At 71.3% G+C, this 23,492-nt stretch carries 21 protein-coding genes and 1 tRNA gene; 14 read left to right on the top strand and 8 right to left on the bottom strand.

From position 1 onward, the window contains the following. Positions 1-83: 83 nt before the first annotated feature. The gene (locus ABZ098_RS21945; RefSeq protein ID WP_356593559.1) at positions 84-1,613 is read left to right on the top strand and encodes an MFS transporter; all 1,530 of its coding nucleotides are present in this window, start codon (positions 84-86) and stop codon (positions 1,611-1,613) included. Between the two features lie 87 nt (positions 1,614-1,700). Here ABZ098_RS21945 and ABZ098_RS21940 read toward each other — a convergent pair whose 3' ends face one another. From ABZ098_RS21940 to ABZ098_RS21930, 3 genes are all read right to left on the bottom strand, one after another. Further along, positions 1,701-2,588, bottom strand: a complete 888-nt coding sequence (locus ABZ098_RS21940) for a cellulose-binding protein (protein ID WP_356593557.1) — start codon at positions 2,586-2,588, stop codon at positions 1,701-1,703. A gap of 198 nt (positions 2,589-2,786) precedes the next feature. Then, positions 2,787-5,552 (bottom strand): SUKH-4 family immunity protein, encoded by a 2,766-nt coding sequence (locus tag ABZ098_RS21935; protein ID WP_356593555.1) that lies wholly within the window; start codon positions 5,550-5,552, stop codon positions 2,787-2,789. Between the two features lie 9 nt (positions 5,553-5,561). After that, complete coding sequence (locus tag ABZ098_RS21930) at positions 5,562-6,557, bottom strand: SMI1/KNR4 family protein (RefSeq protein WP_356593553.1); 996 nt, start codon at positions 6,555-6,557, stop codon at positions 5,562-5,564. Positions 6,558-6,883: 326 nt separating this feature from the next. On the opposite strand from ABZ098_RS21930, the gene ABZ098_RS21925 reads away from it, so the two are divergent. Then, entirely contained in the window at positions 6,884-7,456 is a 573-nt protein-coding gene (locus ABZ098_RS21925; RefSeq protein WP_356593551.1) for a YwqJ-related putative deaminase, read from the top strand. Positions 7,457-7,539: 83 nt separating this feature from the next. Continuing rightward, on the top strand, positions 7,540-8,034 hold the full coding sequence (locus tag ABZ098_RS21920; protein WP_356593549.1) for an SUKH-3 domain-containing protein: 495 nt from the start codon (positions 7,540-7,542) through the stop codon (positions 8,032-8,034). A 29-nt stretch (positions 8,035-8,063) separates the two neighbouring features. On the opposite strand, the gene ABZ098_RS21915 is transcribed toward ABZ098_RS21920, so the two are convergent. After that, complete coding sequence (locus ABZ098_RS21915; RefSeq protein ID WP_356593547.1) at positions 8,064-9,371, bottom strand: histidine kinase; 1,308 nt, start codon at positions 9,369-9,371, stop codon at positions 8,064-8,066. Between the two features lie 167 nt (positions 9,372-9,538). Between ABZ098_RS21915 and ABZ098_RS21910 the strand changes: the two genes are divergently transcribed. The 8 genes from ABZ098_RS21910 to ABZ098_RS21875 all read left to right on the top strand — a co-directional run bounded on the left by ABZ098_RS21910 (position 9,539) and on the right by ABZ098_RS21875 (position 16,091). Continuing rightward, positions 9,539-10,411, top strand: coding sequence for a hypothetical protein (locus ABZ098_RS21910; protein ID WP_356593545.1), 873 nt, complete (start codon positions 9,539-9,541; stop codon positions 10,409-10,411). An 11-nt stretch (positions 10,412-10,422) separates the two neighbouring features. Next, a tRNA-Gln gene (locus ABZ098_RS21905) sits at positions 10,423-10,493 on the top strand. 113 nt (positions 10,494-10,606) lie between these two features. After that, the gene (glmU, locus tag ABZ098_RS21900) at positions 10,607-12,055 is read left to right on the top strand and encodes a bifunctional UDP-N-acetylglucosamine diphosphorylase/glucosamine-1-phosphate N-acetyltransferase GlmU (RefSeq protein WP_356593543.1); all 1,449 of its coding nucleotides are present in this window, start codon (positions 10,607-10,609) and stop codon (positions 12,053-12,055) included. A 133-nt stretch (positions 12,056-12,188) separates the two neighbouring features. Next, positions 12,189-13,169, top strand: a complete 981-nt coding sequence (locus ABZ098_RS21895; RefSeq protein ID WP_356593541.1) for a ribose-phosphate diphosphokinase — start codon at positions 12,189-12,191, stop codon at positions 13,167-13,169. Positions 13,170-13,376: 207 nt separating this feature from the next. Beyond that, entirely contained in the window at positions 13,377-13,970 is a 594-nt protein-coding gene (locus tag ABZ098_RS21890) for a 50S ribosomal protein L25/general stress protein Ctc (RefSeq protein WP_356593539.1), read from the top strand. A 125-nt stretch (positions 13,971-14,095) separates the two neighbouring features. Continuing rightward, positions 14,096-14,698: an aminoacyl-tRNA hydrolase gene (pth, locus tag ABZ098_RS21885; protein WP_356593537.1), complete on the top strand. Its 603-nt coding sequence runs from the start codon at positions 14,096-14,098 to the stop codon at positions 14,696-14,698. Between the two features lie 52 nt (positions 14,699-14,750). Then, positions 14,751-15,254, top strand: coding sequence for a hypothetical protein (locus ABZ098_RS21880; RefSeq protein WP_356593535.1), 504 nt, complete (start codon positions 14,751-14,753; stop codon positions 15,252-15,254). A 138-nt stretch (positions 15,255-15,392) separates the two neighbouring features. Beyond that, entirely contained in the window at positions 15,393-16,091 is a 699-nt protein-coding gene (locus ABZ098_RS21875; protein ID WP_356593533.1) for an LPXTG cell wall anchor domain-containing protein, read from the top strand. 70 nt (positions 16,092-16,161) lie between these two features. On the opposite strand, the gene ppc is transcribed toward ABZ098_RS21875, so the two are convergent. Next, positions 16,162-18,903, bottom strand: coding sequence for a phosphoenolpyruvate carboxylase (gene ppc / locus ABZ098_RS21870; protein WP_356593531.1), 2,742 nt, complete (start codon positions 18,901-18,903; stop codon positions 16,162-16,164). A gap of 307 nt (positions 18,904-19,210) precedes the next feature. Here ppc and ABZ098_RS21865 point away from each other — a divergent pair, with 307 nt between their 5' ends. Beyond that, complete coding sequence (locus tag ABZ098_RS21865; RefSeq protein ID WP_356593529.1) at positions 19,211-20,221, top strand: fatty acid desaturase; 1,011 nt, start codon at positions 19,211-19,213, stop codon at positions 20,219-20,221. After that, on the top strand, positions 20,218-20,898 hold the full coding sequence (locus ABZ098_RS21860) for a TetR/AcrR family transcriptional regulator (RefSeq protein ID WP_356593527.1): 681 nt from the start codon (positions 20,218-20,220) through the stop codon (positions 20,896-20,898). Before ABZ098_RS21865 ends, ABZ098_RS21860 begins: the two co-directional genes overlap by 4 nt. Before the next feature lie 103 nt (positions 20,899-21,001). On the opposite strand, the gene ABZ098_RS21855 is transcribed toward ABZ098_RS21860, so the two are convergent. Both ABZ098_RS21855 and ABZ098_RS21850 read right to left on the bottom strand, forming a co-directional pair. Next, positions 21,002-21,175 carry a CsbD family protein gene (locus tag ABZ098_RS21855; RefSeq protein ID WP_356593525.1) on the bottom strand — a complete coding sequence of 58 codons (174 nt, stop codon included), beginning with the start codon at positions 21,173-21,175 and terminating at the stop codon, positions 21,002-21,004. 62 nt (positions 21,176-21,237) lie between these two features. Continuing rightward, positions 21,238-22,044 (bottom strand): trans-aconitate 2-methyltransferase, encoded by an 807-nt coding sequence (locus ABZ098_RS21850; protein ID WP_356593523.1) that lies wholly within the window; start codon positions 22,042-22,044, stop codon positions 21,238-21,240. Positions 22,045-22,133: 89 nt separating this feature from the next. Here ABZ098_RS21850 and ABZ098_RS21845 point away from each other — a divergent pair, with 89 nt between their 5' ends. Next, positions 22,134-22,631, top strand: a complete 498-nt coding sequence (locus ABZ098_RS21845; RefSeq protein ID WP_007382615.1) for a MarR family transcriptional regulator — start codon at positions 22,134-22,136, stop codon at positions 22,629-22,631. Here ABZ098_RS21845 and ABZ098_RS21840 read toward each other — a convergent pair. Then, entirely contained in the window at positions 22,590-23,357 is a 768-nt protein-coding gene (locus tag ABZ098_RS21840) for a response regulator transcription factor (RefSeq protein ID WP_031042132.1), read from the bottom strand. The two genes, ABZ098_RS21845 and ABZ098_RS21840, sit on opposite strands and share 42 nt — an antisense overlap. Between the last annotated feature and the right edge of the window lie 135 nt (positions 23,358-23,492).

Raw genomic sequence — 23,492 nt, 5'->3', positions numbered from 1 at the left:
CGGCGAGACTGCACCCTGCCGCCGCGTGAGGGGCAAGTGGGAGAGTGGTCGCCGGCAGATAGATGCAGGGGGAAGGAATCCGCGTGGACGACACGAAGCCGTCGATACGGGAGACCGCGGCGCACGTCTCCACGAACCGGCGCGGGGCCGTCGTGGCGGCCCTGATGCTCGCGATGGCGCTCACGGCCCTGGACGCCACCATCGTCTCCACGGCGGTCCCGCAGATCGTCGGCGACCTGGGCGGCTTCTCGGTCTTCTCCTGGCTGTTCTCCGGCTATCTGCTGGCCGTGACGGTGACGCTGCCGGTGTACGGCAAGCTGTCCGACACCTTCGGGCGCAAGCCGGTGCTGATCGCGGGCTCGGCGGTGTTCCTGCTCGGCTCGCTGCTGTGCGCGGTGGCGTGGAACATGGGCGCGCTGATCGCGTTCCGGATCGTGCAGGGCCTGGGCGGCGGGGCCCTCCAGGGCACGGTCCAGACGCTCGCCGCCGACCTGTACCCGCTGGAGGAACGGCCGAAGATCCAGGCCAAGCTGTCGACGGTGTGGGCGGTGGCGGCGGTCGCCGGGCCGGGAATCGGCGGAGTGCTCGCCGCCTACGCCGACTGGCGGTGGATCTTCCTGATCAACCTGCCGATCGGCGCGGTGGCGCTGTGGCTGATCACCCGGTACCTGCGGGAGCCGGTCCGGGAAGCACGCTCCACGCGTGCGCGTGTCGACTGGGCGGGCGCGCTCGCGGTGTTCGCCTGCGGGGGCGTACTGCTGACGGCGCTGGTGCAGGGCGGGGTGGCGTGGCCGTGGCTGTCGGGACCGTCACTGGGCCTGTTCGGCACGGGACTCGCCCTGGTGGCCGCCGTGGTCCTGATCGAGCGCCGGGCGGCCGAGCCGATCATCCCCGGCTGGGTCTGGCGCCGCCGCACGATCGCCGCGGTGAACCTGGCCCTCGGCGCCCTGGGCCTCCTCATGGTGGCCCCTACGGTCTTCCTGCCGACGTACGCCCAGTCGGTGCTCGGTCTCGCCCCGGTCGCCGCCGGATTCGTGCTGTCGGTATGGACGTTGAGCTGGCCGGTGTCGGCGGCGCTGAGCCAGCACGTCTACCGGCGCATCGGCTTCCGCAACACGGCGATGCTGGGCAGCGCAACGGCGGCCCTGATCCTGTTCGCGTTCCCCTTCCTCCCCTACCCGGGCGCGGCCTGGCAGCCCGCCCTGCTGATGCTGCTCCTGGGCGCCGCGCTGGGCCTGTTCCAACTCCCCCTGATCGTCGGGGTCCAGTCGACGGTCGGCTGGGCGGAACGCGGTACGACGACGGCCTCCGTCCTCTTCTGCCGCCAGACCGGCCAGACGGTGGGCGCGGCGGTCTTCGGCGCGGTCGCCAACGGTGTCCTGGCGAGTCGCCTGGGCGGCGCGAGCGACCTCGACTCCGTCACGCGCGCGTTGGACGCCGGTACGGCCCCGGAGACGACCCGCGCGGCCATCGCGGACGCGGTGCACGCGGTGTACGTGGGGGCGGGGTGCGCGGCGGCCCTGGCGTTCGGGGTGCTGCTGGTGCTGGCACCGCGGCGCTTCCCGGTCCTCAAGGAGCCGGTCCCCAAGGAGCCGGTCCCCAAGGAGCCGTGACCACCCCCGCTGCCCCGGACGACCCCGCCCGGTCCCGCCGACCCCGCCCGACTCCCCCCCTCCCGCCCCCGCCCGGTCCAGGCGCGCCTACTCCGTCGCCGCCTTGCCCGTGAGCGCCGTCAGACTGCTGCGCACGTGGCCCATCTCGGCCTGGACCTCGTCCCAGCGCGCGCCGTGCTCGCGCAGCACCCGTTCGGTCTCCTGGGCGATCCGCTCCTCCTCGGCCCGCGCCTGCGCGATGATCTCCGCCGCACGCACGCGTGCGTCGTCCTCGCGCTGCACCGCCGACGCCTCCGCCTCCGCGAACTCCCGCTCCGCCTCCGCCAGTGCCGCCTCCGCCCGCGCCACCCGTTCGGCGTCCCGCGCGTCCGCCTCGGCCGCCCGCTTCTCCCAGGCCCGCTGCACCTCGGCCAGCCGCTCCGCGTGCTCCTTGGCCTGCTCGGCGAGCATCGCGGTGGTGCGCTGCCGTACTTCGCGCAACGCGGCGAGCGCCTTCCCGCGCCCCGCTTTCACCTCACGCCGGGCGGCGACCCGGATCTCGTCGGCCTCGGCGCGCGCGGTGAGCAGCCGCTGACGGGCGCGCTCCTCGGCCTCGGCGCGCACGCTGTCGGCGCGCGCCTGCGCGGCATCCCGTACGCCGTCGGCGTCCGCCTGCGCCTCGTCCTCAAGGCGCCGCGCCTCCTGGCGCGCCCGCTCCCTGACGGCCGCGGCCTCCTCCTGCGCCATCTCGAAGAGTCTCCGGGCACCCTCGCCGAGGGCCTCGTACGCCTGCGGGGCTAGCTCTGCCACGACCTCCCGCAGCCGCACCACCTCGGCCTCCATCTCCCTGGCGAGCACGGTGAGCCGGGCGGCCCGTTCCCAGGCGGCGTCCCGGTCCCAGGACAGGACGGCGGCGTACGCGTCGACCTGGTCGGGGCGGTAGCCGCGCCCCCGTACGGCCACGAACCCCGGGGGTGACACCGGTGCGCTGCTCATCCTGCAACCCCTCTCCGCAACGACACAAACGAACGCGAAATGATGATTTCGCGCACATCTTGATGTATCGGACGGAAATGTTCATAACGCGACACTCCGCGCGCGGGCCGCAAGAGCGTGCACAAAAGGGAGGGCCGGACCCGGTCTCACAACCGGGTCCGGCCCTCCACGCGCGCGTGGCTCAGCGTCGGCGGGACGTCACAGCAGCCCGTCCCACATCTGCTCCAGCAGCACCGACCACCAGCTCTCCGGCGAACTCAGCGCCGCCGGGTCGAGCGAGGCGAGCTGGGCCTGGAAGTCGACGGTCCAGCGGCCCGCCTGCTCCTGGTTCAGGCCGAAGCGAAGCCGCCACATCCGGCCCAGCAGGGCCAGACAGCGCTGGAACTCGGGCAGGCCCGTGTTCACGAACTGCGGCGGTACGGGCGCACCGCCCGGGCCCGCCTCCACAGGTACGGCGACGATGTTCGCCGTGCCGTACTGCACACAGATCGCCTTGCCGAAGTCGCTGCCCATGACGAGGTACGAGCCCGCGTCGGCGGCCGGCTGCACTCCGCGCTCGGCCGCCAGCTCGGCCAGCGTCGGCACCGGGCGCCCCGGCTGGGCCTGCGCCCAGAAGAACGGCCCCATGTCCACCGGCAGCCCCGCCACGACCAGCGAGTGCGCGACGACCGGCGGCACGCCCTGGCGGTCCACCGCGACCTGCTCGAACCGGAAGATCCCCGGCCCGAAGGCGCCCGCCAGCTCCTGCGCCACGCCCTCCGGCGGGACCGGCGGCACGGCCTGCACGGGCGGCAACGGCGCGCGCACCGGCGCCGGGCGGGCGGGCCCGTCCGCCACCTGGTGCAACTCGCCCTGGTGCGCCAGCAGTTGCTGCATGCCCTGCTGCCGGCTCGCGTGATCCGTGCCGTACGGCGCGATGCTCGCGATCCGCGCCTGCGGCCACTGCTCCCGGATCATCCGCGCGCAGTACGCGCCCGGCAGCTCGCAGGACTCCAACTCGGTGTGCAGTTCCAGCACTTGATCCGGGGGGACGTTCATGCCGCGCAGCTCGTGGAAGATCTGCCACTCCGGGTGCGGCGTCCCCGGCGCCGACCGCCGGATCAACTGCTGCTCCGACCCGTCCTGCGCCCGGTACCTGAGCACCGCCTGGTAGCCGGGCCCGACGGTGGGCTGCGCCTGCTGGGGGTAGCCGTAGGCGGGGGGCTGGGCGGGCCCGGGGTGTCCGGGGACGGGGTGGGCGGGCGTGGGGTGACCGGGTACGGGGTGCCCCGGCATCGGCTGCCCCGACGCCGGTTGTCCCGGCATCGTCTGTGCCGGGACGGGCACCGGGCCCGGGGGCGGTACGGCACCCGGAGGCGGGGGCGGCATCATGCCGGGCGGCATCGGCTGCGGAGCACCCGGAGCGGCTCCGGGGGCGCCGGGAGAGCCGGGAGCTTGCGGCGGCGGAGGCGGGGGCACACCGGGTCCGCCCATCGGGGGCGCGGACAGCACGGTCTCCGCGTGATGCACGGCCCCCTGCGCGGCCCCCGGAACACCGGGAGGCTGGGGCGCACCGGGCATCCCCGGGGAACTCTGCGGCGGGGCGGCGTTCGGCGCACCGGACGCCTGCGGAGCCCCCGGCGCACCCGGCGGATTCGGGAACTGGGGTGCACCCGGAACGCCGGGCGGCTGCGGAGCCCCCGAAGCGGATCCCGGGGCGCCGGGCGCACCAGGTGCGCCGGGGAACCCCGGTGGCCCAGGCGGAGGCGGCATGCCCGGGGTGCCGTGAGCACCCGGCGCGGCAGCCGGGGGCGGAGGCGGAGTGGGAGCGCCACCGGAACCCGACTGGGCTCCCGGCCCCGCGGTCCCCTCGGCACCCGGCGCCGTCACGAACTGGGTCGGCACATACCCACCCCCCGCAGGCCCGGGCGGCGGAGTCGGACCGCTCCCCGGCCGCCCACCAGGCACCCCGGGCACCCCCGGCGGAGGCGGCGGAGCCGAACTCCCGCCCTGCGCCCCGCGCGACGGAGGCGCCAGCTTGCTGGTGGCGACATCGGCGATGTCCCCGGCACTCGGCGCAGGCGCCGGCCCGGAACCGACGGCCCCAGAAGCCCCCGGCACCGGAGGCACCCCCGGCCCACTCGCGGACTCCTGCGGATACCCGTACGACGACCCCCCGACCGGAGACCCACCAGGCGGCGTGGTTCCCGGCGCCCCCGGCACCGAGCCCCCGCCCCGCGGCCCCGAAATCCGGGCAGTCCTGGAGTCCGACACATCCGACACGTCCGGCACATCCAACACATCCGAGGCATCGGTGACGTCCGAAACGTCAGAGGCGTCCTGGACCTCCGAGACGTCCTGAACCTCCGCGATCTCCGACGCATCCGAAACCGACGCCGCCTCCGCACCACTCACCGGCACCGGCACCGGCACCGGCACCGGCGGCGACGAGAACACCGTCTCCGGCAACGCCACGGAAAGGTCCTCACCCCCATTGGTGTCCGTCCCGGTCCAGGGCCGAGCCTCCGAAGCCCCAGAGCCCCCGGCACGGGAACCGCCACCGGCGTCGGACCCGGCCCCGGCGTCAGCCCCCGCCCCTCCGATCCCCAACTTGTCCGCCGCGTCCTGCAACCACTCCGGCGGCGTCAGAAGGAACGACGTCTGATTCAGATCGACCCGGGACGCGGCGGACGCACCCCCCGCCGCGGACTCCCCGCCCCCGTCCTCCCGCCCGTACTCCTCCTCGTAGCGGCGGATCACCTCGCCCACCGGCAACGAGGGCCACAGCGTGGCCTCCCCGCTGTCCCGGGCGATCACCAACCGCTGGGCACCTCCGTCCGAACGCGGCCCCTCCGCACGATCCTCGGCCCACACCACGAACCCGAGGCCGAACTCCCGCACCCGCACCTCACGATGCTGGTACGAGGGCACATCCCCGTTGATCCACTCTTCCGCGCGCTCCTGCGCCTGCGCGAACGTCACCATCGCTGAAGCTCACTCCCCCGACACGGAAGAAGACACGGGAACGGACCGGGCGAACCCGCCGTCCACCATCAGGTTCGCCACCGTCTCCAACTCCGGCGGATTACCGGCCAGTCGGGACAGGAACACGTCGAAGTCCGCACCGCAGGGCAGCAGAAGGCGCTCCACGCGCTCGGCGGGCCGCATCGAAGGGTCGACGTCGCGCGCGTCGTCGTAGGCGCAGAACCAGACCGATCCGATTCCCTCGCCCTTCACCTTCACGGCCAGCAGACCGCCCTGGACGAAGCCGACGCCCAAGTAGTCCTTCGTCAGGTGGTCACGCAGGCACTTGTTGACGTACACGAGGTCGTTGACGGCCGCCTCGTCGCGCACCGTGAAGAACGGCTGGTCGACCAGGAGCCCCAACTCCGCGTCCAGCGCGGCCCCCACCGGCGCCGACCCGCCCGCCGCCTTCAGGAAGGACCGGTACGCGCCCGGCAACCGGTACCCGAGATCCTCCTCGACCCCCTGCACCTGCGACTCCGTCACCGCCAGCGACGACTTCGGCAGCCCGAAGTGCGCCGGACGCGTCTCCTGCAACGGCCGCGTCCCCCGCTTGTTCTGGTCGACACGTGTCGTCGCGATGCCGCCGTGGTGCCGCAGCAGCGCCTTCACCTCGACCGGGATCAGTTCCAGCCGCCGCGAGCCCACCACGTGGTGCCACGTCCAGCCGTGCGGCGTCGCCACCGCCGGCACCGTGTCCCACAGTTCGTGACCGGTGGCCGCGAGCGCCGCGTTCGCCGACACGTAGTCCGTCAGCCGCAGTTCGTCGACCCCGAAGCCCTCGGGGGGCTCGGCGATCTCGGCGGCGGCACGCGCGTAGGGCGAGAAGTCGGGGTAGCCACGCTCGTCCACCCGCACCCCTCTGGGATGACGCGCGGCCCGGACCGGATCCGGAAAATGCACGACCTGCCCGGCGTAGGCCGCGTTCGGCGGCGCGGCTTGTTGCCCGAGCCGACCTGTCGTCATGGCGAAAGCCCCCTGCGGCGCTCTGGTACGGCCCGCGGCGACCCCCTTGGGCAAAGCGGGGCCGCCACGCGCCGTATCGACTGTCTCGTCCGTCTCCACGCGTCAACCGCGCGCATCGCGGCGACCACTTGGATCGCGGTGCCGACAGCCTATGCGGTACGACGACACCGGTCACCGGGCACCGGCCAGGCCCCCTCCGGTTCCGTGACCAGCCGTCACCCCACCGTGACGGACCGCCCGAACCCGGGCGTGTCGCGCCGCCCCAGCTTCCGCACCAGCCACGCCATTTGGCAGTCTGTGACCTCCGGGGGGATGCTCGGGAGGGGATGACGATCATGAACACGACGCAGACGGGACCGCACACAGGACCGCACACGGGCATGACGACCGGCACGAACGGCAGCCCGCACGCCGCCTTCAACGGCGATCCCCGCATCGGCTGGAGCAGCGCCGACAGACCCCACGCGCCCACCCTCCGCCACCGTCGCGACGGCATACTGCCCACGGTCGCCGCCGCCCTGTCCGTACGCGGCGCCACCCTCACCTCCACCGCCGCCCGCGGCGACCAGGCCCCGCCGCTGCACCCGCTCGTCCAGGACTTCCTCGACACCCTCGGCAGCGACCGGCGCGACCGTTTCACCGGCCGCTGCGCCGAGACCATGCTCATATCGCGGCACATCACCGCCGCGGACGCCGCCCGCAGCAAGCGCGCCGCCCGCAAGCCGATGACCAACGGCGAGGCCCGCCGCGCCCTCAAGCAGGCCAAACTCACCGCCCGCCGCATCCGCGAGGACGGTGACCCACTGCACGGCAGCTTCGCCGCCCCCTGCCGGGCCTGCACCGCCCTCAGCGCCCACTTCGGCGTACGCATCGTCGACCCCACGGCGAACGGCGGCTGACACCCCCCACCCGCACGACCCGCACGACGGCGCCTCCACGCACCCCGGCGCCCCTCCATGACCTCGACGAACGCGAAGGGCAGATGCACCCCGACCGCACCGGCACCACCCGCTTCCCCGTCCCCGTCGACGCCGTTCTGCGCGCCGCCGGCTGGCAGCCCGGACGCTGGGACATAAAGCAGGCCGAGATCTGGGCCGACGCCCTGCGTGACCACACCTCACCCGCCGGACACCGGCACGCCGTGTTCCCGGCCGCCGTCGAGGCCTGGGCCGAGTTCGGCGGACTGCACCTGACCCCCACCGGCCCCGGCCGCCAGGTCGCCCCCGCCCGCCTCCACCTGGACCCCCTGCACGGCCTCCACATGGCCCGCACCCTCGCCGACCTCGGCCGCGCCCTCGACACCGAGGTCTGCCCGCTCGGCGCCGAGACCGACACCCAGGCACTGCTCGCCATCGACACCGAGGGCCGTGTCTACGCCCTCGACCACACCGGCGACTGGTATCTCGGCCCCGACATCGACCAGGCCCTGGCCGGCCTGGTCTCCGGCATCGAACCGACCCGCCTCACCGCGGGCTGAGAACCGCTCTCAGCCGGTCCCAGCCGTTCTCAAGCCGCCGGAATCACCGCCGACACCCGGAAGCCCCCCGCCTCCGTCGGCCCCGACACGAACACCCCGCCCAGCGCGGAGACACGTTCCTTCATCCCCACCAGACCGTTGCCCCCCGAGGGCAACCGGGCCGAGGCAAGGGACGGCACCTCCGGCGGCGGTTCGTTCTCCACCTGCATCGCGATCTCGGACACCCGGTGCGCCAGCCGCACGTGCGTCTTCGCGCCCGCCGCGTGCTTGTGGACGTTCGTCAACGCCTCCTGCACCACCCGAAACGCCGTCTGCTCGATCTGCGCGGCATACGACCTCGCGTCGCCCTCCACGGACAGGTCCACGGCCATGCCCGCCGCGGCCGACTGCCCGATCAGCGTCTCCAGATCGTCCAGGCAGGGCCCGTCGCTCTCCTCCACGACGCGCGAGACCGCCGCGGCCGCCGCCACCCCCACCGCGACGAGCGGATCCGCCGACCGCGCCTGCCGCCCGGACCCGTCCCCGCTGCGCAGCACCCCGAGCATCTCCCGCAGCTCGGTGAGCGCCTGCCGCCCCATGTCCCCGACCAGGGCCGCGTTCTTCACGGCCTTCTCGGGATCCTTGCGGGCCACCGCCTGCAGGGCGGCCGCGTGCACGACCATCAGGCTCACCCGGTGCGCGACGACGTCGTGCATCTCGCGGGCGATCCGGGTCCGCTCCTCGCCCCGCGCCCACTCCGCCCGCTCCTCGGCCCGCTCGGCGAGCAACTGGAGCTCCCGCTCGAGGTCGTCGGCCCGCTCCCGCAGGCTCTCCATGAGCCGACGCCGGGCCCCCACGTACAGCCCGAGCAGCAGGGGCGGCGCGGTCATCCCGATCGCGGTCGTGATCGACGCGAAGGGTACGAACCAGTCCCCCAGGTCCAGCTCGCCGTGCGCCATGTCCTGGCGGACCCGTACGAACATCACGATCAGCATCCCGACGAGGGACATCCCCGCCAGTGAGCCGATGATCCGGCGCGGCAGCTCGGACGCGGCGAGCGTGTACAGGCCGACGATGCCCATCAGATAGCCCATCTGGGCGGGCGTGATGGCGATGCTCACGAGCACGACGGCGATCGGCCACTTGCGCCGGACGACCAGCACCGATCCGGCCAGCACCCCGAACACGATCCCCGCGGCCGTCGGGATCCCCGCGTCCTCAGCGAACCGGACCCCCTCGAACGCGCACTCCACCGCGGACGCGGAAGCCAGTCCCGCGTCCAGTACCGCACTGCGCCACCGTGCCCACCACCACGGCCCCTTCTGTGCCGCGGTGGTGTCTTCCCCCGTCGTGGTCATGCCTCCAGCCTACGGTCGCCGCCCGCAGGTTTTCCGGCGCATTTCGACGACTGGCCTACACCACATTGAGTGACCACTCGATCACGAAACCCCCCGATATCCCTCGAACTGCTGAATCGCTCACCGTTCGAGGCCGGAAGATCGGATTCCACCCGGACGGTATGCCCATGGCACATTCGACACACAAATACGCGGACTTCGAAGAACTGCGCGAACAGGCCGTCGCGTTGCGCCGGGCAGGCCTCAGTCGACGTCAGATCCGCGATCGGCTGCACGTCGACAACAACGACATCCTCAACCGGCTCCTGGAGGGCGAGCCTCCTCCGGAATGGACGAAGCGCCCGAACGCGAAGGACGACCTGCGAGAGCGGGCCCGAGAACTTCGCCTCCAGGGCTGCACGTACGACCAGATCCAGGTCGAGCTGGGGTGCTCGAAGAGTTCGATCTCGCTGTGGGTACGGGATCTCCCGAAGCCGGAGCGGCGCGACCCTGGCGAGCAGGCTCGGCTGGCCTGCCGCAAGAGGTGGGAGCACGAGCTGGCGGTGCGGGACGAGGAGCGGAAGCGAACCAAAGCAGCCGCGGCGGAGGCGATCGGAAAGCTGTCCGACCGCGAGCTCTTCCTGCTCGGCGTCGGCCTGTACTGGGCCGAGGGGGGCAAGGACAAGCCGTACGACCGACGAGAGAACGTCGCCTTCGTCAACAGCGACCCCGGCATGATCGAGGTCTTCCTGGCCTGGCTCGACCTCCTGCAAGTGGAGCGGGGGCGCCTCCGGTTCACCGTGATGATTCACGAGACCGCAGACGTCGCCCGCGCCGAACAGTACTGGGCCGACCTGGTCGGAGCCGACCGCTCCGCCTTCAACAAAACGACCATCAAGAAGCACAACCCCAAGACGGTCCGCAAGAACATCGGGGACGCGTACCGGGGTTGCCTGGTGATCAAAGTCCTGAGGGGCACCGACTTGTACCGTCGCATCGAGGGCTCCTGGTACGGCATAGTAGTGGCCGTGCGTGAAGCCGGTCAGGAAAATCGGACATAGCGCACAGACCATCCCGGGTCGTCTAAAGGCAGGACAAATGGTTTTGGTCCATTGAATGAGGGTTCGATTCCTTCCCCGGGAGCCCTACTGGAGCGGGCCCTGACAGCACTGTCAGGGCCCGCTCTCATGTCCCCCCGGAAACGCCCCGGTATCCTGCGGATGTCACCCACCCTCTCCACAGCCGAAGGGCATCCCGTGAGCGCCATTCGCCCGGCAGCCGTCGTCGTTCTCGCAGCGGGTGAGGGCACCCGTATGAAGTCGGCCACACCCAAGGTCCTGCACGAGCTGTGCGGCCGCTCCCTCGTGGGTCATGTGCTCGCCGCCGCCCGTGAGTTGGACCCCGAGAACCTCGTCGTGGTCGTGGGGCACGCCCGGGAGCAGGTCACCGCCCACCTCGCCGGCACCGACGCCGACGTACGAACGGCCGTGCAGGCGCAGCAGAACGGCACCGGGCACGCCGTGCGGATGGCGCTGGAGGAGCTCGGCGGCCGTGTCGACGGGACCGTCGTCGTCGTGTGCGGCGACACCCCGCTGCTGACCGGCGAGACCCTCAACGCCCTTGCCGCCACGCACTCCGCGGACGGCAACGCCGTCACCGTGCTGAGCGCCGAGGTGCCGGACGCGACGGGGTACGGGCGGATCGTGCGGGACGAGACCTCCGGTGCCGTGACCGAGATCGTCGAGCACAAGGACGCCTCCGAGACGCAGCGGGCGATCCGGGAGATCAACTCCGGGGTCTTCGCCTTCGACGGGCAGTTGCTCGCGGACGCGCTGGGCAAGGTGCGCACCGACAACTCCCAGGGTGAGGAGTACCTCACCGACGTGCTCGGGATCCTCCGCGAGGCCGGGCACCGCGTCGGCGCCTGTGTCGCGGCCGATCACCGTGAGATCGCCGGGATCAACAACCGTGTGCAGCTCTCCGAGGCGCGTCGGATCCTCAACGACCGGCTGCTGACCGAGGCCATGCTCTCCGGTGTGACCGTCGTCGACCCGGCGACGACCTGGGTCGACGTCACGGTCACCTTCGGTCAGGACGCCGTGGTCCACCCGGGCACGCAGTTGCAGGGTGCGACGCATGTCGGTGAGGGCGCCGAGGTGGGGCCCAACAGCCGTCTGAGGGACACGGTCGTGGGAGCCGGCGCCCGGGTCGACAACACGGTCTCCGACAGCGCCCACGTCGGCGCGGGCGCGAGCGTGGGGCCGTACGCCTATCTGCGGCCCGGCACCCGGTTGGGCGCGAAGGGCAAGATCGGGACGTACGTCGAGACGAAGAACGCCTCCATCGGGGAGGGGACGAAGGTCCCGCATCTCTCCTATGTCGGGGACGCGACGATCGGTGAGTACACGAACATCGGCGCCGCGAGCGTGTTCGTGAACTACGACGGTCAGGACAAGCACCACACCACCGTCGGGTCGCATTGCCGCACGGGTTCGGACAACATGTTTGTGGCGCCTGTCACGGTCGGGGACGGGGCGTACACCGCCGCAGGGTCGGTGATCACGAAGGACGTGCCGCCCGGTTCGCTGGCCGTGGCCCGTGGCCAGCAGCGGAATATCGAGGGCTGGGTGGCCCGGAAGCGTCCGGGGAGCGCGGCGGCGAAGGCCGCCGAGGCGGCTTCCCGGGAGGGCGCGAGCGAGGACTGACCGGAAACAGGTGCGCCGAAGTCGTCGTACCGTGATAAGTGCACACCCGCACCCCACCAGCTAGGACGGCCCGTCGCGCCCAGCGGCGCGGTCTGTCGGCACTTAGCTGTGACACCTCTGAGGAGACAGTGCTGTGACCGGGATCAAGACGACCGGCGAGAAGAAGATGATGTTCTTCTCCGGCCGCGCCCACCCCGAGCTTGCCGAGGAGGTCGCCCAGCAGTTGGGTGTCGGGGTTGTCCCGACCAAGGCCTTCGACTTCGCGAACGGCGAGATCTACGTCCGTTACCAGGAGTCGGCGCGTGGCGCCGACTGCTTCGTGATCCAGAGCCACACGGCTCCGATCAACCAGTGGATCATGGAGCAGCTGATCATGATCGACGCGCTGAAGCGCGCGTCGGCCCGTTCCATCACGGTCATCGTGCCGTTCTACGGTTACGCGCGGCAGGACAAGAAGCACCGTGGCCGTGAGCCGATCTCGGCGCGGCTGATCGCGGACCTGATGAAGACGGCGGGTGCGGACCGCCTGCTGACCGTCGATCTGCACACCGATCAGATCCAGGGCTTCTTCGACGGTCCGGTGGACCACCTGTTCGCGCTGCCGCTGCTGGCGGACTACGTGGGCCGGAAGCTGGACCGGGACAAGCTGACGGTCGTGTCCCCGGACGCGGGCCGGGTGCGGGTCGCGGACCGCTGGTGCGACCGGCTGGGCGCGCCGCTGGCGATCGTGCACAAGCGGCGTGACAAGGACGTGGCGAACCAGGTGACCGTCCACGAGGTCGTGGGTGAGGTCAAGGGCCGGGTGTGCGTCCTGGTGGACGACATGATCGATACGGGTGGCACCATCTGCGCGGCTGCGGACGCGCTGTTCGCGCACGGTGCGGAGGACGTCATCGTGACGGCGACGCACGGTGTGCTGTCCGGTCCGGCGGCGGACCGGCTGAAGAACTCGCGGGTGAGCGAGTTCGTGTTCACGAACACCCTGCCGACGCCGGGTGAGCTGGGCCGGGACCTGGACAAGCTGACGGTTCTGTCGATCGCGCCGACGATCGCAAGCGCGGTGCGTGAGGTGTTCGAGGACGGGTCGGTGACGAGCCTCTTCGACGAGCAGTAAGCGCGCGGGTACGCCGTAAAACGCTTCTGCATGATCGATTTTCCTACGGCCTTCCGCGCCGAGTAGACTGCCCCAGTTGCTCGGCGAGGGAGGCCGTACCGCTTCGCGAGAAGGGGATACGGCGGTCCGTTATCGACGCGCTCTTCGTAGCAGGCCGTTCGTGGCCGGGTGACCACGTCCGTTCTCTTTCTACGAGGAGTGATCCGCATGTCCGAGGTCAAGCTCACCGCCGAGACCCGCAGCGAGTTCGGCAAGGGTGCCGCTCGTCGCATCCGCCGTGACAACAAGGTTCCCGGTGTTCTGTACGGTCACGGTTCCGACCCGCTGCACCTGACCCTCCCGGGCCACGACCTGCTGCTGGCGCTGCGTACGCCGAACGTCCTGATCTCCCTGGACATCGACGGCAAGACCAACGAGCTGGCGATCCCGAAGTCCGTTCAGCGTGACCCGATCAAGGGCTTCCTGGAGCACGTCGACCTTCAGCTGGTCAAGCGCGGCGAGCAGGTCAACGTCGAGATCTACGTCCACACCGAGGGTGACCTGGCCCCGGGTGCCTTCCTGCTGGAGCACGTCCTGAACGCGCTTCCGGTCGAGGCCGAGGCCACGCACATCCCCGAGTCCGTCACCGTCTCCATCGAGGGTCTGTCCGCCGGCGACTCCATTCTCGCCAAGGACATCCCGCTGCCCAAGGGCACCAAGCTGGCTGTCGAGGAGGACACGGTCGTCCTGCAGGTCCTGGCCGCGCAGGCCGAGGAGTCCGCGGGCGAGTCCGCCGAGGGCGACGAGTCCGCGGAGGCCTGACCGGCGGTCCGGCCGTAGCTGTCGTGCCGCCGCTTGCCCGGCGCCCGGCAGTGCGGTAGCGATATACGCTCGCAGCCGCCGCTCCCTGTTCCGGGGGCGGCGGCTGCGGTATGTGCAGAGGAGAGATGGACGTGACCACCCCCGCCAACGCCCCCTGGCTGATCGTCGGCCTCGGGAACCCGGGGCCCGAGTACGCGGGCAATCGGCACAACGTGGGTTTCATGGTGGCCGATCTGCTGGCCGAGCGGGTCGGGGGCCGGTTCAAGCGGGCCGGGAAGGCGCAGGCGCAGGTCGTGGAGGGGCGGATCGGGCCGCCGGGGCCGGCGAACCGGCGGGTGATCCTGGCGAAGCCGATGTCGTACATGAACCTGTCCGGCGGTCCGGTGAACGCGCTCAAGGACTTCTACAAGGTGCCGGTCGCCCACGTCGTGGCGATCCATGACGAGTTGGACATCGACTACGGCGTGCTGCGGCTCAAGCTCGGCGGCGGGGACAACGGTCACAACGGGCTGAAGTCGATGACGAAGGCGTTCGGGGCGGAGTACCACCGGGTGCGGTTCGGGATCGGGCGCCCGCCGGGCCGTATGCAGGTCGCGGACTTCGTGCTGAAGGACTTCTCGTCGAGCGAGCGCAAGGAGCTCGACTACTTCGTGGACCGGGCGGCCGACGCGGTGGAGGCACTGGTGATCGAGGGCCTGGAGCGGGCGCAAAGCACGTACAACTCCTGACTTGTCCGCCGGTCCGACGGGCCCGAGTTGACCCCGCGCAGGACCATGGCCAATGATCCCGGCCATGCCTGCCACAGCCCCCGTCTCCCGCCGGGCCTCGGTCGCCGTGCTGCGGTTCGGACGGCTCGCGGCGATGGGGGCGGTCGTGGTGCTGATCCTCGTCGCGGGGGTGTGGGGGTCCTGGGGCAGCGCGCAGTACGTGATGCTGACCAAGGGGCGGGAGCGCGGCACTATCGAGGTGACCGGGTGCGGCACGGACGTGTGCAGCGGCCCGTACACGCCGTTGTCGCACGGGTCCGTGGCGCGGGACCGGGTCGTCATCGAGAAATCGGTGGCTGTGCGGAGGGGCCGGACCTACTCGGTCGTGGTGAAGCCCGGCAGTGCCGAGGTCGTGCGGTCGGGGCCGGCCGGGGTGCTGTACGCGTGGGTGCCGATGGGCGGGGCGCTGCTGCTCGCGTCGGTGGTCGTGGCGGGCGGGCTGCGCAGGACCCGGCTCGCGTGGGTGCTGACGGGGGCCGGGATCGCCCTGCTGACAGCGGCTTTCGTGACCATCTGACGGCTTTCGCCGTTCTCCGCTTCTGTGGAGGACGCGAGTGTTGCCGGTTCGTGATTGACCAGAGGTCAGTCACACCTGGAAGCTGAGCCGCACCCTCCACATCTTCCCGTTTCACTCTCGAAGATGGACTACTGCCCCATGCGTACCCTCACCCGCTTCGGCGTCCTGTCCGCCGTCGCCTCCGCGGCCTTCCTGGTCGCCCCGGCCGCCCACGCCACCCCTCCGGGTGACAACGGGACCGTGAAGATCCACGACGCCACCACCGGCGAAGAGCTCCGCAAGAACGAGCCGCACGTCTGCACCTTCTACCTCGACGCCTTCGGCTTCGACGCCGCCCAGGAGGTCGACTGGCACATCGAGGCCTGGGCCCCGACGGCCGACGTCAAGGGCGAGACCGTGAAGTCCGGCGAGATCACGCTGGACGCCGAGGGCCACGGCCGGACGGAGGATCTGTCACTGCCCGACGGGCACTACAAGCTGTTCTGGAACTTCGAGGGCGAGAACTCCAAGGCCGCCAAGCACAAGGTGTTCTGGACCGACTGCGAGGAGGAGGAAGGCGGCGGCGGTACGACGGCCACGCCGACGGCGACGCCCTCCGGCACTCCCGGCTCGGGCGAGTCCACCTCCCCGAGCGCCGACCCCAGCGAGTCCGCCGGGACCGGGGCCTCCCCGTCCGCCTCGGCCTCCGCTTCCGCTTCTGCTTCCGCTTCCGCGCAGGGCACCGCCGGTGACCTCGCCGAGACCGGCAACGGCGCTCCCGTCGGCCTGCTCGCGGGCGTGGCCGCGGCGCTGACGGCGGCGGGCGGTTACCTCGTGGTCCGGCGGCGCCGGGCCTGACGCCACAGAAGGAAGCGGTGCCCCCGATGACTCGGGGGCACCGCTTCCTTTTTGTTTCCGTTCGCGAGGGTCAGCCGGTGTTGCGCAGGCCCGCGGCGACGCCGTTGACCGTGAGGAGCAGGGCGCGGGCGAGCAGCGGGTCGGCGGGCTCACCGGCGGCCGCCGCCTCGCGCTGGCGCTTGAGCAGCGTCACCTGGAGGTAGGAGATCGGGTCCAGGTAGGCGTCGCGGATGGCGAAGGTCTGCTTGAGGACCGGGGTGGCGTCGAGGAGTTCGTCCTCGCCCGTGATCTTCAGGACCTCGCGGACGGTGAGTTCGTGTTCGGCCTTGATGGTGTCGAAGACGTGCCGGAGCTCGTCGGGGACGAGGGTGTCGACGTAGTGGGCGGCGATCCGCAGGTCCGTCTTGGCCAGCGTCATCTCGACGTTGGAGATGAAGTTGCGGAAGAAGTGCCACTGCTCGTGCATCTCGTCGAGCACGGTGTCGAGGCCGGCCTCGCGCAGCGCCTTGAGGCCGGAGCCGACGCCGAACCAGCCGGGCACGATCTGCCGGGACTGGGTCCAGCCGAACACCCACGGGATGGCCCGCAGTCCGTCGAGGGAGACGCCCGAGCCGGGGCGGCGGGAGGGCCGTGAGCCCAGGTGCAGGTCGGCGAGCTGGTCCACCGGCGTGGAGGCGAGGAAGTACGTCGGCAGGTCGGGGTCCTCGACCAGGCGGCGGTACGCGGCGTGGGCGGCGTCGGAGACGACGTCCATGGCCGCGTCCCAGCGGGCCAGGGCCTCGTCGGACTGGCGGGGCGCGGTGTGCAGGGCGGACGCCTGGAGGGTGGCGGCGACCGTGAGTTCCAGGTTCTCCCGGGCCAACGAGGGCACGAGGTACTTGTCGGAGATGACCTCGCCCTGCTCGGTGACCTTGATCTCGCCCTCCAGGGTGCCCCAGGGCTGGGCGAGGATGGCGTCGTGGGAGGGGCCGCCGCCGCGGCCGACGGTGCCGCCGCGGCCGTGGAACAGGCGCAGCCGTACGCCGTACCGGTGGGCGACGTCACGCAGCCGCCGCTGGGCGCGGTGGATCTCCCACTGCGAGGTGGTGATGCCGCCGAACTTGGAGGAGTCGGAGTAGCCGAGCATGACCTCCTGCACGTCCCCGCGCAGCGCGACCAGGCGCCGGTACGACGGGTCGGAGAGCATGTCCTCCAGGATGGTGTCGGCGGCCTTGAGCTCGTCGGTGGTCTCCAGGAGCGGCACGATGCCGATCTTCGCCCAGCCGGCGTGCAGGTCGAGCAGGCCGGCCTCGCGGGCCAGCACGGCGGCCGCGAAGACGTCGTCGGCGCCCTGGCACATCGAGATGATGTACGACTCGATGACCTCGGGCCCGAAGACCTCCAGGGCCCGCTTGACCGTCTGGAAGACGCCGAGGGTCTTCTCGCCGGCCGCGTCGACCGGGGCCGGGGTGGGCGCGAGGGGCCTGCGCGAGCGCAGTTCCTTGGCGAGCAGCTTGGCCCGGTACTCGCGGGGCATGTCCGCGTACCGCCAGGACTCCTCGCCGAGCCGGTCGAAGAGCTGGCCGAGGGCGTGGTGGTGGGCGTCGGCGTGCTCGCGGACGTCCATGGTGGCGAGCTGGAGGCCGAAGGCGGACAGGGTGCGGATGGTGCGGTTCATCCGGCCGTCGGCGAAGAGGCCGCCGCGGTGCTCCCTGAGCGAGGTCTGGATCAGGGTCAGGTCGTGCAGCAGTTCGCCGGTGCCGAGGTAGTCGCGGCCGTCTTCGTGCGGGATGCCCTTGGCCAGCCGGGTCTTGGTGTTCTCCAGCTTCTGCCGGATGCAGGTGGCCTTGAGGCGGTACGGCTCCTCGGCGTTGAGGCGCTTGTAGCGGGGGCTGATCTCCGGCAGGCGCTCCAGGTCGGCCTTGAGGGACTCCAGGAGTTCCTCGGTGGCGCCGGTGTAGCGGATGGAGTTCGACAGGAAGCCGCGCAGCTCGTCGATGAGCTCCAGGGCGTCGTTGATGCCGTGCTCGTGCTGGAGGATCAGGATGTCCCAGGTGACCTGGGGCGTGACGTTGGGGTTGCCGTCGCGGTCGCCGCCGATCCAGGTGCCGAAGGTGAGGGGGCGGGTCGCGTCGGGGATTCTGACGCCGACGCGCTCCAGTTCCGCGGTCAGGTCCTCCAGGACGTCGCCGACCGCGCCGGCGTGCAGCTCGTCGAGGTAGTAGATGGCGTTGCGGGCCTCGTCGGCGGGCTCGGGGCGTACCACCCGCAGTTCGTCGGTCTGCCAGACGAGGTCGATGTTCTCGGCCAGACGGGTGTCGTAGCGGCGCCGGTCCGCCTCGATGACCGGGGTCTCCAGGAGGGCCGCGATCCGGCGGAGCTTGTTGAGCACCGAGCGGCGGGCGGCCTCGGTCGGGTGGGCGGTGAAGACCGGGCGGACGTTGAGGTTGGAGACGGTCTGACGCAGGTGCTCGGGGTCGGCGTCCTTGAGGCGGTCGGCCGTGCGGGCGAGGAGACCGCCCTCGGCGGCGCGCCGGGCCCGCAGCTCACGGCCGCGGTGGACCTGCTCGGTGACGTTGGCCAGGTGGAAGTAGGTGGAGAAGGCGCGGACCAGCTTGGCGGCGGTCTCCAGTTCGGTTCCGCGCAGCAGCTCGGCGGCGGCCTCGCCGTCCTCACGGGTGAGGCGGCGCACCTTCTCGACGAGTTCCAGCAGCTCGGGGCCCTCCTGGCGGACGAGGGTCTCGCCCAGGAGGTCGCCCAGCCGGCGGATGTCGGCGCGCAGCTCGGTACTGGTCGACGTGGCGCTCGTGGTCAGGTCGTCGGCACTGCTCACAGGTGCGGCTCCTTGCAGTGTTGAAGCTCGTCCGGGAGGGGAACCCGGAGTGCGGTCCTGCGGCAGCCGCCGCATACGGGCCGGGCATCCGGGAAGAAATCAGAGCGGACCGCGCTGTCCGACCGACTCCAAGGATAGGTGTCCATGCGGACGCGCAGAATGTCGGGCTCCAGCCGCCGGGCGCCGCACTGCCATACTTACGACGCCGTAGGTTACGGAACCGTAGGGTCCGTTGTGACGGACCCCTGGAAGGCTTCCCGTGGCCCGGCACCTGTCTCACATCCTCCGAACCCCACAGGGGACGCCCATGACCACGCGCTCCGATGTGATCGCAGACGCCCCGAAGGCGCCCGACGGCTCGACACCGCCCTCCGCGACGCTCGGCGGTGAGCAGAAACGCTCGCTCGAACAGATCACCCTGCTCCTCTTCATCATCGTTCCGTTCCTCGCCCTGCTCGCGGCGGTGCCGCTGGCCTGGGGATGGGGCGTGAGCTGGCTCGATCTGGGCCTTCTGGTCTTCTTCTACTACCTCGGCTGTCACGGCATCACGATCGGCTTCCACCGCTACTTCACCCACGGCTCCTTCAAGGCCAAACGCCCGCTGAGAATCGCGCTGGCGATCATGGGATCGATGGCGGTCGAGGGGCCGCTGGTGCGGTGGGTGGCCGACCACCGCAGGCACCACAAGTTCTCCGACGCCGAGGGCGACCCCCACTCGCCGTGGCGGTTCGGGGAGACGCTCCCGGCACTGATCAAGGGCCTGTGGTGGGCCCACATCGCCTGGATGTTCGACGAGGAGCAGACCCCGCAGGAGAAGTACGCGCCGGATCTGGTCAAGGACCCGGCGATCCGGGCGATCTCCCGGCAGTTCATCTTCTGGACGATGCTCTCGCTGGCCCTGCCCGCCGTGATCGGCGGTCTGGTGACGATGTCCTGGTGGGGCGCGTTCACCGGCTTCTTCTGGGGGTCCCTGGTCCGCGTCTGCCTCCTCCACCACGTGACCTGGTCCATCAACTCGATCTGCCACGCGGTCGGCAAGCGGCCCTTCAAGTCCCGGGACCGTTCGGGCAACGTGTGGTGGCTGGCCGTGCTGTCCTGCGGTGAGTCCTGGCACAACCTGCACCACGCCGACCCGACGTCGGCGCGGCACGGGGTGATGCGGGGCCAGCTGGACTCCTCGGCGCGGATCATCCGCTGGTTCGAGATGCTGGGCTGGGCGTACGACGTGCGCTGGCCGTCACGCTCGCGTATCGATTCGCGCCGGAACGCGGACGGGGACGGCTCCCGGCGCAAGGAGGAGGCCGCCGAGGCGGCATGATGGACGCCGTGGCGACCGACTCCAGCAGTACCCCGAGCAGCGAAGCCAAGCCGCGGCGTGCCCGGCGCACCCGGATGACGGGGGCCGAGCGCCGCGCGCAGCTTCTGGAGATCGGTCGCACGCTCTTCGCCGCGAAGGGCTTCGAGGCCACGTCGGTGGAGGAGATCGCGGCGAAGGCGGGCGTCTCCAAGCCGGTGGTCTACGAGCACTTCGGCGGCAAGGAGGGCCTGTACGCGGTGGTGGTGGACCGTGAGATGCGGCGGTTGCTGGACATGGTGACGAGTTCCCTGACCGCCGGCCACCCCCGTGAACTGTGCGAACAGGCCGCCTTCGCCCTCCTCGACTACATCGAGGAGCACACGGACGGCTTCCGCATCCTGGTCCGCGACTCCCCGATCCCCCAGTCCACGGGTTCGTTCGCCTCGCTCATCTCGGACATCGCGACGCAGGTGGAGGACATCCTGGGCCGGGAGTTCAAGCGCCGCGGCTTCGACCCGAAGCTCGCCCCCCTCTACGCCCAGGCCCTGGTCGGCATGGTCGCCCTGACCGGCCAGTGGTGGCTGGACGTGCGCCGCCCGAAGAAGGCGGAGGTGGCGGCGCACCTGGTGAACCTCGCGTGGCACGGCCTGGACGGCCTGGAGGCGAAGCCGCGCCTGATAGGACGCCGGAAGAGCTAGGACGCGGAACGTAGTTCAGCCGGCTCCGTGAGATGAGCCGGCATCGGCGCGTACGACGGCCCGTGCACCTCGCTTCGGTGCACGGGCCGTTCGTTTTCGTACGTCAGTGCTTGAAGGTGTCCTTCGTCTTCTCCTTGGCCTGGCGCGCGTCGCCCTTGGACTGCGCCATGCGGCCCTCGGCTTCCATGCGCTCGTTGCCGACCGCGCGACCGACGGCTTCCTTCGCCTTGCCCTTGACCTGTTCCTTCTTGGCCTTGGCCTTCTGGTCTCCTGCCACCGTTCTCACTCCCGGCGATCGGAATTCGCTGTCAGCTCTGCGGGTGACCCGGCCCGCCCCGGTCAAACCAGGAACTCCGCCGGCTTGCGGGCGACGGCGAAGACGCGGCGGAAGGGAAACGGCGTGCCGTGCGGTCCCGGCGGGTACGCCTCGCGCAGGGCCGCACGGTAGGCGGTCAGGAATCTCTCCCTGGCCGGCGGGTCGTCGGCGAGTGCGGCCAGGACCGGCCGCAGACCGGTGCCCTTCACCCAGTCCAGGACCGGGTCCTCGCCCTGGAGCAGGTGCACGTACGTCGTCTCCCACGCGTCCACCTCGCAGCCCAGGTCGGCCAGCGCCGCCAGATAGGCCTCGGGCGTGCGGACGGCGTCGTCGTGGCGCAGGGTCTGCGCGAGGCCCGCCCGCTCGGCGAGGTCGCGCATCAGCCGGTGGCTCGGGGAGTCGAAGTTGCCGGGCACCTGGAAGGCGAAGGTGCCGCCCGGCACCAGTCCCGCCACCCACGCCCCGAACCGCTCCATGTGCCCCGGCACCCACTGAAGCGTGGCGTTGCTGACGATGAGGTCGTACGGCTGTGCGGGCGCCCACGTGCGGACGTCCGCGTGGACGAAGTCGAGCCGGCCGCCGCCGGGCGTGGGGCCGGCGTACTCGACGCGCGCCTTGTCGAGCATCTCGACGGAGTTGTCATAGCCGGTGATCCGGGCCGTGGGCCAGCGTGCGGCGAGCAGTGCCGTCACGTTGCCGGGGCCGCAGCCGAGGTCGGCGATCAGGGGCCGTTCGCCGGGCAGGTCCGGGACGCGGGCGAGGAGGTCGGCGAAAGGGCGGGCGCGGTGGTCGGCGTGGCGGAGGTACTGGGCGGGGTCCCAAGTCGTCATGGCGTTCACTGTTCCCCGCTTTTTATCTTGATGTCAAGAGACTTCACATCAAGAGACTTCATGTCGACACAACCACTACACTGATCGTCATGGAGGACGAGGTCGATCGGCTGGTCGCTGCGTGGCGCCGGGAGCGCCCTGACCTCGACGTGGAACCGCTCGAGGTGCTCAGCCGGGTGAGCAGACTGGCCCGGCACCTGGACCGGGCACGCCGGCTGGCCTTCGCGGAGCACAGCCTGGAGCCATGGGAGTTCGACGTGCTGACCGCGCTCAGGCGCGCGGGGACGCCGTACCAGCTCTCGCCGGGGCAGCTTCTGACGCAGACGCTGGTCACCTCGGGCACCATGACCAACCGTATCGACCGGCTGGCCAAGAAGGGCCTGGTGGAGCGGTTGCCCGACCCGAGCGACCGGCGCGGGGTGCTGGTGCGGCTCACGGAGGACGGCAAGGACCGCGCGGACCAGGCCCTCGCCGGTCTGCTGGAACAGGAGCGCGCGATCCTCGCCGAGCTCTCCCGCGCCCAGCGCGGGGAACTGGCCGGGCTGCTACGCCAGTTGACCGCCCCGTTCGACAACATCCCCGGCTAGGTCGACCGGTCCCACACCCGCGCGCCGCGCGAGAGCGACGGCGGCCAGGGTGGAGTGGACGCCCAGCTTGCCGAGGACGTTCTGCATGTGGGTGCGCACGGTGTGCGGGGAGAGGAACAGTCTCTCCGCGACCGCCTTGCGGCCGAGCCCGGCCACCATGCAGCGCAGCACCTCCCGCTCGCGCGGGGTCAGGGACTCCACCAGCCGCTCGCTCTCGGTGCGGTGCTTGCGGGCGGCGGTGAGCTCCCGCAGCACGCCGGTGAGCAGGGCGGGCGGCAGATGGGTCTCGTCGCGCAGCACCCCCCGGATGACGGTGAGCAGCCGGGACAGCGAGCAGTCCTTGGCGACCCAGCCCGAGGCGCCGGCCTGGAGGGCGAGCGCGGCCCGCCGCGGATCGTCCTTCTCGGCGAGCACGACGATCCGGACCGCCGGTTGTCCCGTACGGACCCCGGCGACCAGCGATATGCCGTCGACCAGACCTTCCTCGCCGCCGTCCGGCACGGACACGGCGGGCCTGATGCCCTGGACGTTGCCGCCCAGGTCGGCGTCGACGAGCAGCACGTCGAAACGGCGGCCCTCGGCGGCCGCGCGCTCCAGACTGCGCAGCGCGGCCGGACCGCTGCCGGCCGCGGAGACCTCCACGTCGGGCTCGGCCGCCAGCGCGGCGGCGAGCGACTCGGCGAAGATGCGATGGTCGTCGACGACCAGGACTCGGATGCGAACCACGAAACCCCCTTCCCCAAGCTCTCGAAGAGCAGGGGATGCCCCATCGTCTTCGGCTGAGGACGACACGGGAGACGACCGCCGCGGGTACGACGCCCGAAGCACGATGGCCGCACGGCCGCCGCCGCGCAAGAACTG

Source organism: Streptomyces sp. NPDC006335 (assembly GCF_040612795.1).
Lineage (GTDB): Bacteria > Actinomycetota > Actinomycetes > Streptomycetales > Streptomycetaceae > Streptomyces.
Note: the sequence above shows the minus strand (reverse complement) of the source record. Positions and strands in the feature narration are given on the sequence as shown.

Excerpts from the sequence above, each read along its gene's own strand:
- ABZ098_RS21850 (WP_356593523.1), bottom strand. The coding sequence starts at position 22,044 with ATGACGACTTGGGACCCCGCCCAGTACCTCCGCCACGCCGACCACCGC.
- ABZ098_RS21890 (WP_356593539.1), top strand. The coding sequence starts at position 13,377 with ATGTCCGAGGTCAAGCTCACCGCCGAGACCCGCAGCGAGTTCGGCAAG.
- ABZ098_RS21910 (WP_356593545.1), top strand. The coding sequence starts at position 9,539 with ATGGCACATTCGACACACAAATACGCGGACTTCGAAGAACTGCGCGAA.
- ABZ098_RS21920 (WP_356593549.1), top strand. The coding sequence starts at position 7,540 with ATGCACCCCGACCGCACCGGCACCACCCGCTTCCCCGTCCCCGTCGAC.
- ABZ098_RS21915 (WP_356593547.1), bottom strand. The coding sequence starts at position 9,371 with ATGACCACGACGGGGGAAGACACCACCGCGGCACAGAAGGGGCCGTGG.
- ABZ098_RS21845 (WP_007382615.1), top strand. The coding sequence starts at position 22,134 with ATGGAGGACGAGGTCGATCGGCTGGTCGCTGCGTGGCGCCGGGAGCGC.
- ABZ098_RS21940 (WP_356593557.1), bottom strand. The coding sequence starts at position 2,588 with ATGAGCAGCGCACCGGTGTCACCCCCGGGGTTCGTGGCCGTACGGGGG.
- ABZ098_RS21875 (WP_356593533.1), top strand. The coding sequence starts at position 15,393 with ATGCGTACCCTCACCCGCTTCGGCGTCCTGTCCGCCGTCGCCTCCGCG.
- ABZ098_RS21860 (WP_356593527.1), top strand. The coding sequence starts at position 20,218 with ATGATGGACGCCGTGGCGACCGACTCCAGCAGTACCCCGAGCAGCGAA.
- ABZ098_RS21865 (WP_356593529.1), top strand. The coding sequence starts at position 19,211 with ATGACCACGCGCTCCGATGTGATCGCAGACGCCCCGAAGGCGCCCGAC.
- ABZ098_RS21935 (WP_356593555.1), bottom strand. The coding sequence starts at position 5,552 with ATGGTGACGTTCGCGCAGGCGCAGGAGCGCGCGGAAGAGTGGATCAAC.
- ABZ098_RS21880 (WP_356593535.1), top strand. The coding sequence starts at position 14,751 with ATGATCCCGGCCATGCCTGCCACAGCCCCCGTCTCCCGCCGGGCCTCG.
- ABZ098_RS21930 (WP_356593553.1), bottom strand. The coding sequence starts at position 6,557 with ATGACGACAGGTCGGCTCGGGCAACAAGCCGCGCCGCCGAACGCGGCC.
- pth (WP_356593537.1), top strand. The coding sequence starts at position 14,096 with ATGGACGTGACCACCCCCGCCAACGCCCCCTGGCTGATCGTCGGCCTC.
- ABZ098_RS21925 (WP_356593551.1), top strand. The coding sequence starts at position 6,884 with ATGACGATCATGAACACGACGCAGACGGGACCGCACACAGGACCGCAC.